Source organism: Sinomicrobium halophytocola (assembly GCF_052983395.1).
In genome coordinates, this window is the sequence record NZ_JBRKIT010000024.1 from 1 (window position 1) to 14,351 (window position 14,351).

Genomic DNA, 14,351 nt, shown 5'->3' on the forward strand with positions numbered 1-14,351 from the left:
CGAATGATAGTGGAAAGTAAAAGTTTATCAAAGAAGCACAAAGAGCAGGCAGAGCGCATTAAGGAGCTGGAACGGGCTTTGGGTCAAAAGCAAATGCGCATTGATTATTTAGAGAAGTTGATGGCGTTGGCCTCAGATCGGATGGGGGAGGATATTGAAAAAAAGAACAAAGGGCTGTCTTAGAATGGTTTCGTTGTCATCGGTCGGCTCATCGGTATAAGATGCAATCTTTATATGAGATGGTAGGTATAAGCAAACAGGGGCATTATAAGCAAGTGCGTGACCACCAGGAACAACTCCGGGTTAGGAATAGTGTTCTGGAAGCCGCAAGGGAGCTTCGTAAGGGCCATCCTCGGCTGGGTTGTAGGAAGCTCTATGCGGAGCTCAAGCCTACCGGGATGGGTCGGGACAAGACCGAGGCCTTATTGCTGAGTCATGGCTTTAGGTTAAAGCGCAAGCGCAACCGTTACCGTACCACTTATGGGGGGAAGCATTGGTATCCTAATCGGATCACTGATTTACAACTAACCGGGATCAACCAGCTTTGGGTGAGTGATATTACCTATATCGCTGTATCAGCTAAGAAGCCTTATTACCTGACCTTGATCCTGGATGTGTACAGTAGGAAAATCAAAGGCTGGAGTTTGTCAGCCACCCTGACCGCGGAGGATACTATAGTTGTAGCTTATAGGCAAGCTCTGGCCACGACTGCTAAAGCCGAACGGAAACAACTCATCTTTCATTCGGATAAAGGCAGCCAATACGTTTATAAGCGATTAGCTGAGTTACATACAGAAAATCAGGTACAGCCCAGCATGGGCGGTAAAGCCTGGGAGAATGCTCATGCAGAATCTTTAAACGGCATATTAAAAAATGAATATATCGATTTTGACCACTCCCATATCAGTTTAAAACAAGGGAGAATATTGATAAAAAAAATCGTAGAAAAGTACAATTATCAACGTCCACATGGTTCACTAAAAAATATGAAACCTGTAGAATTTGAAACCTTTGTTCAGGGGTTAACCCCTGAACAAAAACCGAGATTTAAGATTAATTATTAACCTGAAAAAAGGCAACCATATTCAGGCATGCCCATACCTGCAACCTGCAACCTGCAACCTGCAACCTGCAACCTGTAACCTATAACTGGTAAACGTTACCATTATAGTTTTTTTAATGCGTTTGCCCTGCGTAATTGCCAAAAGAAGTATCTTAGACGAGGTAAAAAAACAGGGTGAGCCTCATTAAAACATATAACGATGTAGATCCGGCAGACAGCCGGATGATCTTTCGTATCCGTACGATGGAAGATATCTATGAAGAGAACTTCGGGAAAGCGGACGAACCCCACCGGCACGATTATTATATCATTGTACTGGTGAAGAAAGGTAACGGGAAGCACAGCATAGATTTTACAGAATACCCGCTTTCGGACAAACAGGTATATTTTATAAGTCCCGGGCAGGTACATCAGATAGTGGAGAAGGAGAAATCCAATGGCTATGTGATAACCTTCTCTACCCGTTTTATGACAGAAAACCAGATAGACTCCTGTTTTATAGACGATATCAATTTGTTTAAGGATTACGGGGAAGCGCCGCCTTTACTATTGGCAGAACAGCAACTACAACAGTTGAGTGCTTATTGCGAACAAATGATGGAATGGAGCAACAGGAACATGAAGTTCCGTTCCCAGGGGATAGGCTCTCTGCTACGGCTTTTTCTTATATCCTGTAATAACCTGTGCTCCCTGCACGGTGAAAATCCGCAACAACTTCATGCCGGCGGAATCCTGTTCAGAGATTACAAGCAATTGGTGGAGGTACACTTCACGGAATGGCACCTGGTTTCTCAATATGCAGATGCCCTTCATGTTACCCCCGATCATCTCAACCGCACCGTAAAGTCCCTCATAGGCAAGACGGCTAAAGAATATTTACAGTCCCGCATCACAATTGCCGCCCGCCGCATGCTTTACTTTTCCGGGCAACCGCAAAAAGAAATAGCCTATGCACTGGGTTTTTCCGAACCTGCCCATTTTAGCAGCTTCTTTAAAAAATGTACGGGAATGTCCCCTTCGGACTTCAGGAAATAGTTCCGGATCGTGTTTTTATAAGCCTTTCCCGTATTCTTGTATTTCCCCGTGCCTTTATTGTTCGCAACTTTGTACAGAACAAAAAAAGGAATATAATCATGAAAACAACATTGCACCGGGCAGATACAAGAGGTCATGCCGATCACGGCTGGCTGAACGCCCATCACAGTTTTAGTTTTGCCAACTACTACAACCCCGACAGGATGAACTTCGGTTCCCTGCGGGTACTTAACGACGATATTGTAAGCGGAGGCATGGGGTTCGGGATGCACCCGCACGATAATATGGAGATCATAACCATTCCTTTGCGCGGAGACCTGGAACACAAGGATAGCATGGGAAACACAGGCCGCATCAAAAACGGGGAAATACAGGTAATGAGCGCCGGGACGGGTGTTTTTCACAGCGAGTATAACCCGAATAAAGATGAAGAAACCAACCTGTTACAGATATGGTTGATCCCCAACAAGAGGAATGCAGAACCGCGGTACGACCAGATATCTATAGAAGATTATCGGGAAAAGAACGAGCTGTACCAGGTGGTGTCCCCTGATGCGGATGACCAGGGAACATGGATACACCAGGATGCCTGGTTTCACCTGGGAGACTTTGACAAAGGGACGGCAAGGGACTACAACCTGAAAAAAGAAGGGAACGGCATATATCTCTTTGTTATTGAAGGAGCGGTTAATGTCAACGGACAATCCCTGGGGAAAAGAGACGCTTACGGCGTATGGGATACCGAAAAAATAACCATTGAAGCCGAAAGCGATACGCAATTCCTCCTGATGGAAGTACCGATGGCCATATAATTACCAGGACCAGTACATCCAAAATCATGTCCTGCTCCATCCTGGTATAATAGAGGTAAAGCTTTTTCATAATCAAGGATTTTTCCTCCCTTTAGCTGGGACAAAGAAAAATCCGCCCGGCAAATGCCGAAATCCCGTTATTCCTCTGAAAAGAATGCGGAATTTCTGAAATCTGGGCAAAATAATCTTATAATGTGTCTGCCCTGATATAACCGGCTTTTCGTCTGGAAAAGAGCAGGAAGTTTAGTATATTTATAGAAACCATCTTATATGTACACAAAATGGGAGAGATAAAACATCTTCACAATGATACCAAAGGCGCTTTTGTTTATAAAGTAGACAAAAAGCGCCTGGCGGAAATGACTTATGTCATGGCCGGCGATAAAAAAATGATCATAGATCACACCGGGGTAGATGAGTCCCTGAAAGGACAGGGTATAGGCAAAAAGCTACTGGAAGCACTGGTGGGTTATGTCAGGGAAAATAGCATCAAGGTAGTACCTTTGTGCCCGTTTGCCAATGCAACATTCAAAAAAGTAACCGAATGGCAGGATGTTCTTGCCTGAAAAAATAAAATTAACAGATGTCCAATACCGATCTTATCATCGAAGAAAGAAGCCGGGATATAGGAGATTTCCTGGTGGGCCGCCTGATCCCGTTCCGCAAAAAGCGAATGGTGGGCCCGTTTATATTTATAGACCATATGGGACCTGAAAAGCTGGGCCCCAAAAAATATATGGATGTAGACCAGCATCCGCACATTGGCCTGGCTACACTTACGTATCTCCTGGAAGGAGAGATTATGCACAGGGACAGTATAGGTACGGAGCAACGCATCCGTCCCGGATCGGTAAACCTCATGGTGGCCGGGAAAGGAGTGACACATACCGAAAGGACCCCGGTTGATATGAGACAAGGTCACGAATTTACCATGCATGGCTACCAGATATGGATAGCGCTTCCTGAAAAACTAGAGAACATGGAGCCTGAGTTTTACCATGTCTCCAAGGAAGAACTACCGGCATGGAGTGAGGATGGAGCCTTTTTTACTCTGGTAGCGGGAGAAGGGTTCGGCAAAAAGTCGCCCGTCCCCACCTATTCCGACCTGTTTATGGTTTCCGTAAAGGCAGAAGAGGATTTTGCTCTCGATATCGCCGGTAACCTGAAAGGGGAAATAGGTATTTGCATTGTAGAAGGACAGGTCAACGCCTGTGATCAGGAAGTGGGGGCAGGGAATATGCTCGTATCCAAACTGGATAATCAATGTGCATTACAGGTGAAAAAAGGTACACATCTTCTGTTATTCGGCGGTCAGCCCCTGGATGAAGAAAGGCATATTTACTGGAATTTTGTTTCTTCCGACAGGGAAACCATAGAAAGAGCCAAAGAAGACTGGAAAGAAAAACGATTCCCGGAAGTTTCGGGAGATAACACATATGTGCCTTTGCCCGAATAGGATTAAGAAAAAAATGTTTAGTACCTGACAAAATTCGATCTGGGTGGATTTCCTCTCCCGAAAGCCCCGATACATATCGGGATCGGGATTTTACCCCATCTAAAGGGAACCTGATTTACCGATAAACCTGCATAAAACAAATTTTGTTGCGAACTAAAAAAAAAATTGGTTGAATTATAAAAAGCAGAAAAATGGAAACAACAAAAAAAACAACGTGGAGTATAGACCCCGCGCATTCCGAAGTACAATTTAAAGTGAAACACCTGGTAATCTCTACCGTAACCGGACAATTTACCTCTTTTTCGGGAGGACTGGAAACGGATGGGGAGGGGTTTGAAAATACGAAGGCGGTTTTTGAAGCTGATGCGGACAGTATTTCCACGAATAATAAGGATAGGGATACTCACTTGAAATCCGGAGATTTTTTTGATGCGGATACCCACCCCCAACTCACTTTTGTGTCTAACGGGTTTAAAAAAACAGGGGAAGACACCTATGAAATTACAGGAGATATCACCATTCGCGGGAATACAAAGCCCATAGTGTTGAAAGCCGAGTACGGAGGGACGATGGTAGATCCTTACGGCAACACCAAAGCCGGATTTGAAGTGACGGGAAAACTGAACCGGAAAGAATTCGGACTGGAATGGAACGGGGTTACCGAAACCGGGGGCATTGTAGTAGGTGATGAGGTAAAGCTGCTGCTCAACCTGCAGTATGTCAAAAATTAAATAAAGGTTAAAATCTTCCGGGGGTATCTGTTACCCCTGTTTTTTTTAGTATATTTAGGTAGTTCCGAAGGTACGGGAAAACAGTGCCGGAGAAAATGAAAGCTAAGGGTTTTTTATGGCCCGGACCGGGACCTCCTTCTTATCCCGGACATTGTAAATATTAATACTAAACATTCTTATGAAATACCTATTAACAAAATTTTCAAACCTCCCGATAACCATCGGGATGACCTATTAAAAACAAATAAAAAATAACAGATGAAAAAAATATTGTTAATAACCGGTGATTTCGCAGAAGATTACGAAACTATGGTACCCTACCAGATGCTTTTGATGGTAGGTCATGAAGTACATGCCGTGTGTCCCGGTAAAAAGAAAGGAGATTCGGTAAAAACGGCAATTCACGATTTTGAAGGAGACCAGACATATTCGGAAAAACCAGGTCATAATTTCCAGCTCAGTTATACTTTCGATGAAATAAAGCCTGAAAATTATGATGGCCTGGTCGTGGTAGGAGGACGTGCCCCGGAATACTTGCGACTAAATTCGAAAGTACTGGATATTGTAAAATACTTTTTTGATAAAGACCTTCCCGTAGCAGCCATATGCCATGGTATCCAGATTCTCACCACTGCCGGGGTGGTTTCCGGAAGAACGCTCACAGCTTACCCGGCAGTGGGACCGGAAGTAACCCTTGCCGGGGGTACCTACAAAGAGGTGCCGCCCACCGAATCGGTAGTGGACGGAAACCTCGTAACTTCACCGGCATGGCCCGGCCATCCAACCTTTATCAAAGCGTTCCTGGATTTACTGGGAACTAAAATTTCATTGTAGTCCGGATCTTCTAAATAGTATTAAGGCCCGGAAGAGAGGCTTTCCTGTCGCTCTTTTCCAGGCTTTTACAGCATGGTTTTAGGATGAAATCAAAAGAAAGTTTCCTGTCTATCCGGCGTGATTTATTTTTTTAATCTTCTTTTTTGAATTATCTTGTACTTACTTATTCAAGATGAAAGTATGCGTGACTTACCGATAAAAAACGGACTTCTTATTTTACTTTTTTTACTTTTCCTTTGTTTTTTTTCCGGAAGAGCCCAGGATTTACACTTGTCAAAAGGTGTTATTACCGATGCTGTTCCTGTACCCGGTTCCGAACTTATAAATTATGCCATCTACCTCCCCGAAAACTATACGACGGAGAAGAAATGGCCGGTCATTTTTGTTTTTGATATCGAGGGAAAAGGGAAAAAAGGACTGGAAACCTTTACTGCTGCTCCCGCGGGGAAAAACTTCATTCTTGTCGGGGCAAATAACGTGCAGAATACGTCTTACGAAGAGAATTTTTATATCGCTAAAAGGCTTTTTGAGGTGGTACTGAAAACCTTTCCTGTAGACAGCAAACGGATTTATACTTCCGGTTATGGCGGTGGTGGCAGATTGGCTACCGCAATTGCGGCCATATCCGGAGATGTGGATGGTGTGATAGCCTGTGGGGCGGCCTTACCTGGAAATAAAAATTACGAACCTCAAAAAAACAATTTTCTGTTTATAGGTCTTGTGGGAGACGAGGATGGAAATTTCCGGGAGATGCAAAGTACCGTAAGTATACTGAACAGGAAAAAATTTCAGGCGGATTTGTTGGTATACGATGGTTCTTCCTATTACCCGCCTGCGGATTATATGGACAAGGCTATACGTACATTGACGATAAAAGCTATTGCAAAGGGAGCGGTTCCCGGCGGTGAAAAAATGGTGGATTCGTTGTTTAGAGCCGATCTGGATTTCAACAGGAAGACCGAACGTATAGGGCAGGCCCTATATGCTTTTGAGGATGTGGACCAGTTGATGAGTAATTACAGCAATTATGTGGAGAAAGATGTATTCCGCGAGCGAAAAAAAGAAATTCGTAAGAACAGGCAGTTCAGGAAACAACGTAACGACAATTACGGTATTACCGAAGAAGAAAGCTACTATATGACCGATTACCTGACTTTCCTGTCCGATGACCTTTCCAACGGGAACGTCGGGCAACTTCCTTCCTGGGAAGAAGAAATGCTTTCCCTGGAGAAAATGGAAAAAGAAGATAACGCGGCCAGGGCGAAGATGGCTAAGCGCTTAAAGAATATGCTGAAAGCAGTTATGAAGGAAACCATACCTGCATTGGATAGTACCAAGACGGACCGGTTGTTATTCGCCAATGCTTTTATGGTCCTGCTCGATCCCAAACAGCAAGATGCTTATCTCGAAGTATTGCGTTACAGTGTGAAGAAAAGCGAATACGGAATGGCGCTCTTCTATCTGGAACAGCTTTTGAACCAGGGCTTCAAAGATGTGGGTAAACTAAATAGTATAGAAGATATTGCCCTGCTGCGGATACTGCCGGAATATAACGATATCCTGGAAGAACACGATTTGAAAACACTTTATTAGTCCCGGTTGAGGGGCTAAAACCTTGCTTCGGAATTATTGCAGCCCTTCGGTAAAGTCTGTATATCACACTTTAGTAGTGGGAAAAATTATAGTTGGGTTATTGAGTTATTAGGTTATTCAGTTTATAGGTGTTGTCTAAATAACTCATTAACTTAATAACCTAATAACTAAGGCACAATTTCCCTGCCTCCGTAGTAGCCTAAATGACATTTCCTTTACAGGACGGATTTGATATTTTCCGGTGGCCGGCCTATTACCGCCTTTTTCCCGGATATCACAACAGGTCTTTCTATCAGTTTCGGATGATCTGTCATGGCTTTGATAATCTCGGCATCAGAGAGGTCCTTCCCTTTGTAATTGTCTTTCCAGATGCTTTCGTTCTTCCGAACGAGGTCTATAGGGGAAATCCCCAGGAGGTTTATGATCTCACGGAGTTCTTTCTCCGAAGGGACGTCTTCCAGGTATTTAACAACTTCAAATTCTTTACCGGATGCTTCCAGTAGGGCAAGTCCCTGCCGGGATTTGCTGCAACGCGGATTGTGATATATTTTTAACATGATCCCTATTTTAGATATTAGATTTAAGATTTTAGAGAGCGGACAAAACCTGATTTTGATTATAGATTACAAGTTTACACTGCTGAACTGGCAGCTTGTCCCGAACTATGTTCGGGACAAGCTGCCACCTCGCTTTGTTCTTTGCCCAAACTGCAACCCGGAACTGCAAATCTGAAACCTGAACTGTAAACTTGTAACTTGTAAACCTGTAACCTGATAACCTGTAACTCGAAACTTACTCTTCCTTCTGGCCCATCATCATAAGGTAGGCTTTGAGGAAAGGATCTATTTCTCCGTTCATCACCCCGTCTACATCGGTAGATTCTTTGGATGTTCTTACATCCTTAACCAGTTTGTATGGGTGCATGACGTAGTTTCTTATCTGGGAACCCCATTCGATCTTCATTTTCCCGGCCTCGATCTCGGCCCTCTTTTCCTGTCGTTTTTTCAGTTCTATTTCGTAGAGCTGTGACTTCAGGAGTTGCATGGCTTTGGTCTTGTTGTCCAGTTGCGACCGGGTTTCGGAATTTTCAATGACAATTCCCGTGGGGTGGTGGCGCAGACGTACGGCGGTTTCCACCTTGTTTACATTTTGTCCTCCCGCACCGCTGGAACGCATGGTCTCAAAGGTAATGTCCGCAGGGTTGATATCTATTTCTATGCTGTCGTCTGCAAGGGGATATACATAAACCGAAGCAAAAGAAGTGTGGCGTTTGGCATTGCTGTCAAAAGGTGATATACGTACCAGCCGGTGTACCCCGTTCTCTCCTTTTAGCCAGCCAAAAGCATATTCTCCTTCGATTTCCAGGGTCACCGTTTTTATCCCGGCAACATCACCTCCCTGGTAATTGAGTTCCTTTATCTTGTATTTCTGGGATTCCGCCCACATGAGGTACATACGCATGAGCATCGCGGCCCAGTCACAGCTTTCCGTACCCCCGGCACCGGCGGTGATCTGTAATACGGCACTCATGACATCACCTTCTTCCGAAAGCATGTTTTTAAATTCCAGGTGCTCTATATGGTCTACCGTGTTTGTATACTGTAATTTTACCTCTTCTGCTTCGGTTTCTCCTTCCTTGTAAAAATCGTACAGTACTTCCAGGTCACCCACAAGAGCTTTGGCTTCTTCGTAGCCTTCTACCCATTTCTTTTTACTGCGGAGCGACTGCATCAGCGCCTCCGCTTCTTTGGGGTTGTCCCAGAAATCGGGAGCAAAAGTTTTTTCTTCTTCGTTTTGTATTTCAATAAGCTTGGCATCAATGTCAAAGATACCTCCTTAACGCGCCAAGGCGTTCCATAAGGCTTTTCACCTGTTCTGTTGTAACCATATCTGTTTTTTGAGTTCTTTTTTGCCACTGACGTCTTCCGTCAATGGGTATTCCCCGGCAAAAATAACATTTACGCGGTGCAGTAAAAATTATTTATCATAAATTTATGGTCCTAACTGACTAACTGACATATTGCATGAAAAAGATTATTCTCTTCACCCTGCTGCTTTCGGCAGGAGTGCTACAGGCACAGTTCCTGGACAAAAAGAAAGACCTTAAAAAATTCACCGGTTATTTTGATTTTTATTACGACGATGAAGAAGGAAAGATCTACCTGGAAGTAGACAAACCCGAAACCGAATTCCTGTATGTTTATTCCCTGAGTAACGGGGTGGGGAGTAACGATATAGGGCTGGACCGCGGACAGTTGGGCAATGAACAGGTGGTATACTTTAAAAAAGAAGGCAATAAGCTGCTTCTCATCCAGCCCAACATGAAATACCGGGCCATTACCGAAAATGAAACAGAGCGCCGTTCGGTCGAGCAGGCCTTTGCCAGGTCGGTCATATTCGGTTTTGAGATCAAGGAAAAACGCAACGGCAGCTATATTATCGATTTTACGGATTTCCTGTTGCGGGACGCGCATGGGGTGGCCACCCGGTTAAAGGAGAAGAAACAGGGGACCTATAAACTGGATAAGAGCAAAAGCGCTCTTGCCCTGGAACGGATCAGGGCTTTTCCCGAAAATTCCGAATTCGAAGCCCTGCTTACCTTTGAGGGAGAGCCCAAGGGGAAAGAAATACGTTCCGTTGCGCCGGATGCCAGGCTGGTATCTGTCGTACAACATCATTCTTTTGTGGAACTTCCCGGTGACGGTTATACACCGCGGAGGTTCATACCCGGAAGCGGGTTGAATTTTGTCTCCTATTACGATTACGCTACCCCGGTCTACGAACCCATGCTTAAGATGTATATTGCCCGGCACCGGCTGAAAAAGAAAGATCCCGAAGCAGCCGTAAGTGAAGCGGTAGAGCCTATAGTATATTATCTTGATCCCGGAACGCCGGAACCGGTGAGGTCAGCGCTTCTCGAAGGCGGGAAGTGGTGGAACCAGGCTTTTGAAAGTATAGGGTATAAAAACGCCTTTCAGATGAAAGTGCTGCCCGAAGATGCCGATCCTATGGATGTCCGGTACAACGTGGTACAATGGGTGCATCGTTCTACCCGCGGATGGAGCTATGGCGCCAGCGTAAGAGACCCGCGGACCGGGGAAATCATCAAAGGACATGTAAGCCTGGGAAGTCTTCGTATACGGCAGGATTTTCTCATAGCACAGGCGCTTATGAACAAACCCTTCGCGGAAAGGGACGATAATCACCAGGCCATGCTCGATATGGCCCTGGCCCGGATACGGCAATTGTCGGCGCACGAAATAGGGCACACGCTCGGATTTGCGCATAATTTTTCCGCAAGTATCAGCGACAGGGCATCGGTAATGGATTATCCGCATCCCCTGGTTACCCTTAAAAACGGGGAACCCGACCTTTCCGATGCCTATGATAAGGGGATTGGTGATTGGGATAAAGTAACCGTAGCCTATGCCTATTCCGATTTTGTCAAAGGAACGGACGAAAGGACAGCGCTGGAAAAAATATTGAAAGAAGCACAGTCCCGCGGATTGAGATATATATCCGATGCGGATGCCCGTGCCCACGGAGGAGCCCATGCCTATGCGCATTTGTGGGACAGCGGTGAGGACCCGGCGACGGAACTGGATCGTGTGTTGGAATTGAGAGAAACAGCCATCCGGAATTTTTCGGTAGATAATATACCAAGCGGGGAAGCGTATTCCGTACTGGAAGACGTTTTCGTTCCGTTGTATTTCTTCCACCGTTACCAGGCTGAGGCGGCGACCAAAGTTATCGGCGGACTGGACTACAACTATGCCGTAAAAGGGGATGGTCAACTGGTCACAAAAATGCTGGATAAGGGGATGCAGCAAAAAGCGCTCAAATCCGTACTGAAAACCCTTTCCGCCGGGATACTGGCTATTCCGGAAGATAAACTGGAGTTGTTCCCGCCACGGGCAAAGGGATATCCGCGAACAAGAGAATCGTTTTCCGGTAAAACCGGTGTAGCCTTCGACGCCCTCGGAGCGGCTGAAACCGCGGGAGACTTTACTTTGTCCTTTTTATTGCATCCCGAAAGGGCATCGCGCCTGGTACAACAAAAAGCACTTGATAAGAGACTTCCCGGACTGGAAGAGGTCCTGGACGAACTGATTGCGGCTACATTCAAAAAGAATTATAAGGACACCTACAGGAAAGAAGTGCAGCACATGGTAAACTTCCGGGTACTTTACTATCTGATGAACCTGGTAAAGCAGGATAAAGCTTATCCGCAGGTAAATGCCATAGCCAGGGATAAACTGATGGAGATCAGCGAATGGTTGTCCGGCAATATCCAGGATGGAGCGGACGGTCCCTATGCTGCGGAATGTATAGACCGTATAGAGCGCTTTATGGAACGGCCGGAAGAATTTGAGGAACTGCCGGTGTCTAAAATACCCGACGGTTCCCCGATAGGAATGGATTGTGCGGATTAATCCCGGAAGGTTTCCGAAGGAAATACGACAACGCTTTCATGCCCGTCCTTACCGACGGTCGCCACGCCGAAATAGAAATTGTCAATGACAATGCCTTCGAGGGTAAAGTGATCGGTATCGCCTACGAAACGGCTGAACTCCCATTGTGGGGAGGTCGTATAGCGCCAGTATATTTTATATCCCTTCACATTGGGATCGCTGACCTTGTTCCACTTTAATTTGGTGGAAGCTTCTACAATACCCCCTATGGCGACTTCAGAAGGAGCGGGAGGAGCCCAGGCCAGTGCGGCAAGATTAATGGCATTGACAGCAGTGAGTTTTTTGGCATAGTCGAAATTTACACCTTCTATGACATCCCCGTATGCAATGCCATTCTCCGTACGGATATCCTGGTGCTGCCTGTTGTAATTTTCATGGGCCTCCATAATACGCACTCCGGCATAACCCAGGTCGTTGAAGGGACGGTGATGCCCGCCCCGGCCAAAACGGTCCAGGCGATAAACCATCATAGGATTCATTTCCGGCATATAGGTCCGTACCGTTTTATGGATATACCGGGCAAGTTGCCGGGAAATACCATCGACTTCCCCGCCGTAGAACCGTCGCATTTTTCGCTGTTCTTCGGTTTCCGTGGGAGGAACAGGCTCGGAGAAAATACGGAAGGTGCGGTTGTCTGTGACACCGTCCACGCCTTCGATATTACCTATCATGTCGTTATTGAATATACCAATGATCTCCCAGTTGTTCTTTTTGGCGTATCCGGCTAATCCTTTACCGCCAAAAAGTCCCTGCTCTTCACCGGACAAGCCTACGTAGACCACGCTGCTCTCAAATTTATATCCGGACAATACCCTTGCTGCCTCTATGGCGCCGGCCATACCGCTGGCATTGTCATTGGCGCCCGGGGCGTCCGTTTCATAATCTGTTGCATCGGATGCGCGGGAATCTATGTCCCCGCTCATTATGATATAGCGATCGGGATATTTGGTGCCTTTCTGTATAGCTACCACGTTGACCACCCAGGCATCATGAGGAATACGACTGCCGTCTTTCGGAGTAACGAGGTCTTTCTGGTAAAATACCTCCAGGCAATTGTCGCAGTCTTTGGAGATCTTGTCAAACTCCGCTTTGATCCACCGTCGTGCAGCGCCTATACCCCGGGTTTCGGAAACCGTGTCGCTAAAAGTGTTCCGGGTACCGAAACCGGCCAGCGTGCGAATGTCCTTTTCGATCCTTTCGGCCGAAACTGCGTTCACAATATCATAAATACGGGAATCGGTCTGTGCAACACAAAGAACGGAACAAAAGACAAGAATTAAGGATAATCGAATTTTCATGGTAGTTAGTTTTTTATAAAAATTGGTTTAGTATTCGACAAAATCAGTTTTACTCTACCTCTAAAGGGCAATGTCATTTAGTTATTGCTATAATAGTCTGAAAAGACTTATGTTCTATATCTTATTAAAAACCAAAAAAGCTCCTCCCTTCATCCCGATGATTATCGGGAGAAGGGAGGTACCCGAGTGTAGCAACGGGGGGAGGGTTTGAAATCCCCAACCATAGGAATAGCCTTAAACGTAAAGGCAAATACGCCAAAGTTCGGGCTGGTCAAAACTCCCCGTTTCACAAAGCGATCCACCCGTCTCAGCCTGTCCGGCAGAGGAAAATCCTGCGGTATTGAATTTTGTCATATACTAAGAAAAATCAGTCAGTCAGAATACAAATCTCCGAAAAGCCCGGTTTTACGGGAGTATTCCGGTTTTAAATATATAAAAACTTCTTTCGGAAAGCTAACTACGATTATAAAAAGTATCCGAAGTAGAGAATCTGTAGGGAGGATGTGAAATTATAAAGTCTTTGTCATAAAATAATTGGTGAGTTCCGTCCCTTTTATAGTGACCACCTGTTCCTTCACAATTCCGAACCCGCATTTTTCAAAGAAAGGTTTTGCCGTTTTGCTGACATCTGCTATTAGTTTTGTCTGTCTGTTCCGCAGGGCTTCTTTTTCTATTTCACCGTACAATTTTTGTGCTATTCCCTTTCGTTGATATCTGTGATGTACAAACAGGAAATCTATGTAATTATAATTCCGGAGAGTGCAGAAACCGGTAATGTTTTCCTGGTCTTCAGCGACCAGTACAAACTGTTCGGCAAGTACTTTTTGCCACCGGCTTTTATTTTCAATGCCTGAAGCCCATGCCTGTGTTTGTTCGGCCGTATAATCTGTGCGACAAACGGAAAGTATAGTATTGGAGAACAGTTGTTGCAATTCCGGAATATCTTCCGGTTTTCCTGGTCTTATGGCTATTTCGTCGGGCATGAGTATGTTTTCCAAGAAATAAAAAATGCCCGGACACGGTCTGTAATAGCATACAGGTAAAGCGTCCGGGCATA

General features: G+C 45.4%; 13 protein-coding genes and 1 pseudogene. 10 read left to right on the forward strand and 4 right to left on the reverse strand.

Annotated features, from left to right (window positions below; genetic code table 11):
* The 9 genes and pseudogenes from ACVBDY_RS07855 to ACVBDY_RS07895 form a co-directional block, all read left to right on the forward strand.
* Nucleotides 1–183: transposase (locus tag ACVBDY_RS07855; protein ID WP_447174366.1), on the forward strand; the 183-nt coding region annotated here is incomplete at its 5' end.
* 29 nt (nucleotides 184–212) lie between these two features.
* Nucleotides 213–1,064 (forward strand): annotated as a pseudogene (locus ACVBDY_RS07860) (IS3 family transposase); the annotation flags it as partial.
* A 173-nt stretch (nucleotides 1,065–1,237) separates the two neighbouring features.
* The gene (locus tag ACVBDY_RS07865) at nucleotides 1,238–2,098 is read left to right on the forward strand and encodes a helix-turn-helix domain-containing protein (protein ID WP_447174918.1); all 861 of its coding nucleotides are present in this window, start codon (nucleotides 1,238–1,240) and stop codon (nucleotides 2,096–2,098) included.
* Nucleotides 2,099–2,196: 98 nt separating this feature from the next.
* Complete coding sequence (locus ACVBDY_RS07870; protein WP_447174919.1) at nucleotides 2,197–2,910, forward strand: pirin family protein; 714 nt, start codon at nucleotides 2,197–2,199, stop codon at nucleotides 2,908–2,910.
* 281 nt (nucleotides 2,911–3,191) lie between these two features.
* Nucleotides 3,192–3,476 carry a GNAT family N-acetyltransferase gene (locus tag ACVBDY_RS07875; RefSeq protein ID WP_447174920.1) on the forward strand — a complete coding sequence of 95 codons (285 nt, stop codon included), beginning with the start codon at nucleotides 3,192–3,194 and terminating at the stop codon, nucleotides 3,474–3,476.
* Between the two features lie 17 nt (nucleotides 3,477–3,493).
* Nucleotides 3,494–4,366 carry a pirin family protein gene (locus ACVBDY_RS07880; RefSeq protein WP_447174921.1) on the forward strand — a complete coding sequence of 291 codons (873 nt, stop codon included), beginning with the start codon at nucleotides 3,494–3,496 and terminating at the stop codon, nucleotides 4,364–4,366.
* A gap of 191 nt (nucleotides 4,367–4,557) precedes the next feature.
* Nucleotides 4,558–5,097 carry a YceI family protein gene (locus tag ACVBDY_RS07885; protein ID WP_447174922.1) on the forward strand — a complete coding sequence of 180 codons (540 nt, stop codon included), beginning with the start codon at nucleotides 4,558–4,560 and terminating at the stop codon, nucleotides 5,095–5,097.
* Between the two features lie 258 nt (nucleotides 5,098–5,355).
* On the forward strand, nucleotides 5,356–5,931 hold the full coding sequence (locus ACVBDY_RS07890) for a DJ-1/PfpI family protein (RefSeq protein ID WP_447174923.1): 576 nt from the start codon (nucleotides 5,356–5,358) through the stop codon (nucleotides 5,929–5,931).
* A 270-nt stretch (nucleotides 5,932–6,201) separates the two neighbouring features.
* Nucleotides 6,202–7,524 (forward strand): acetylxylan esterase, encoded by a 1,323-nt coding sequence (locus ACVBDY_RS07895; RefSeq protein WP_447174924.1) that lies wholly within the window; start codon nucleotides 6,202–6,204, stop codon nucleotides 7,522–7,524.
* Between the two features lie 215 nt (nucleotides 7,525–7,739).
* Here the strand turns inward: ACVBDY_RS07895 and arsC are convergent, their stop codons facing one another.
* Nucleotides 7,740–8,081, reverse strand: coding sequence for an arsenate reductase (glutaredoxin) (gene arsC, locus ACVBDY_RS07900; RefSeq protein WP_447174925.1), 342 nt, complete (start codon nucleotides 8,079–8,081; stop codon nucleotides 7,740–7,742).
* 235 nt (nucleotides 8,082–8,316) lie between these two features.
* Nucleotides 8,317–9,412, reverse strand: a protein-coding gene (prfB, locus tag ACVBDY_RS07905) for a peptide chain release factor 2 (protein ID WP_447174926.1) whose coding sequence is annotated in 2 segments (ribosomal slippage) — nucleotides 8,317–9,348 and nucleotides 9,350–9,412 — 1,095 coding nt in all. Because the reading frame shifts where the segments join, the coding sequence is not laid out codon by codon here.
* Nucleotides 9,413–9,548: 136 nt separating this feature from the next.
* Here prfB and ACVBDY_RS07910 point away from each other — a divergent pair.
* Nucleotides 9,549–11,957 carry a zinc-dependent metalloprotease gene (locus ACVBDY_RS07910; protein WP_447174927.1) on the forward strand — a complete coding sequence of 803 codons (2,409 nt, stop codon included), beginning with the start codon at nucleotides 9,549–9,551 and terminating at the stop codon, nucleotides 11,955–11,957.
* On the opposite strand, the gene ACVBDY_RS07915 is transcribed toward ACVBDY_RS07910, so the two are convergent.
* Nucleotides 11,954–13,294 carry a M28 family peptidase gene (locus ACVBDY_RS07915; RefSeq protein ID WP_447174928.1) on the reverse strand — a complete coding sequence of 447 codons (1,341 nt, stop codon included), beginning with the start codon at nucleotides 13,292–13,294 and terminating at the stop codon, nucleotides 11,954–11,956. The two genes, ACVBDY_RS07910 and ACVBDY_RS07915, sit on opposite strands and share 4 nt — an antisense overlap.
* Before the next feature lie 509 nt (nucleotides 13,295–13,803).
* Nucleotides 13,804–14,277 (reverse strand): GNAT family N-acetyltransferase, encoded by a 474-nt coding sequence (locus ACVBDY_RS07920; RefSeq protein WP_447174929.1) that lies wholly within the window; start codon nucleotides 14,275–14,277, stop codon nucleotides 13,804–13,806.
* Nucleotides 14,278–14,351: the final 74 nt, after the last annotated feature.

What these genes read in the sequence shown, in the direction of transcription:
- ACVBDY_RS07875 (WP_447174920.1), top strand. Translation starts at nt 3,192, where the DNA reads ATGGGAGAGATAAAACATCTTCACAATGATACCAAAGGCGCTTTTGTT.
- ACVBDY_RS07920 (WP_447174929.1), bottom strand. Translation starts at nt 14,277, where the DNA reads ATGCCCGACGAAATAGCCATAAGACCAGGAAAACCGGAAGATATTCCG.
- ACVBDY_RS07910 (WP_447174927.1), top strand. Translation starts at nt 9,549, where the DNA reads ATGAAAAAGATTATTCTCTTCACCCTGCTGCTTTCGGCAGGAGTGCTA.
- ACVBDY_RS07915 (WP_447174928.1), bottom strand. Translation starts at nt 13,294, where the DNA reads ATGAAAATTCGATTATCCTTAATTCTTGTCTTTTGTTCCGTTCTTTGT.
- ACVBDY_RS07880 (WP_447174921.1), top strand. Translation starts at nt 3,494, where the DNA reads ATGTCCAATACCGATCTTATCATCGAAGAAAGAAGCCGGGATATAGGA.
- ACVBDY_RS07870 (WP_447174919.1), top strand. Translation starts at nt 2,197, where the DNA reads ATGAAAACAACATTGCACCGGGCAGATACAAGAGGTCATGCCGATCAC.
- ACVBDY_RS07885 (WP_447174922.1), top strand. Translation starts at nt 4,558, where the DNA reads ATGGAAACAACAAAAAAAACAACGTGGAGTATAGACCCCGCGCATTCC.
- arsC (WP_447174925.1), bottom strand. Translation starts at nt 8,081, where the DNA reads ATGTTAAAAATATATCACAATCCGCGTTGCAGCAAATCCCGGCAGGGA.
- ACVBDY_RS07890 (WP_447174923.1), top strand. Translation starts at nt 5,356, where the DNA reads ATGAAAAAAATATTGTTAATAACCGGTGATTTCGCAGAAGATTACGAA.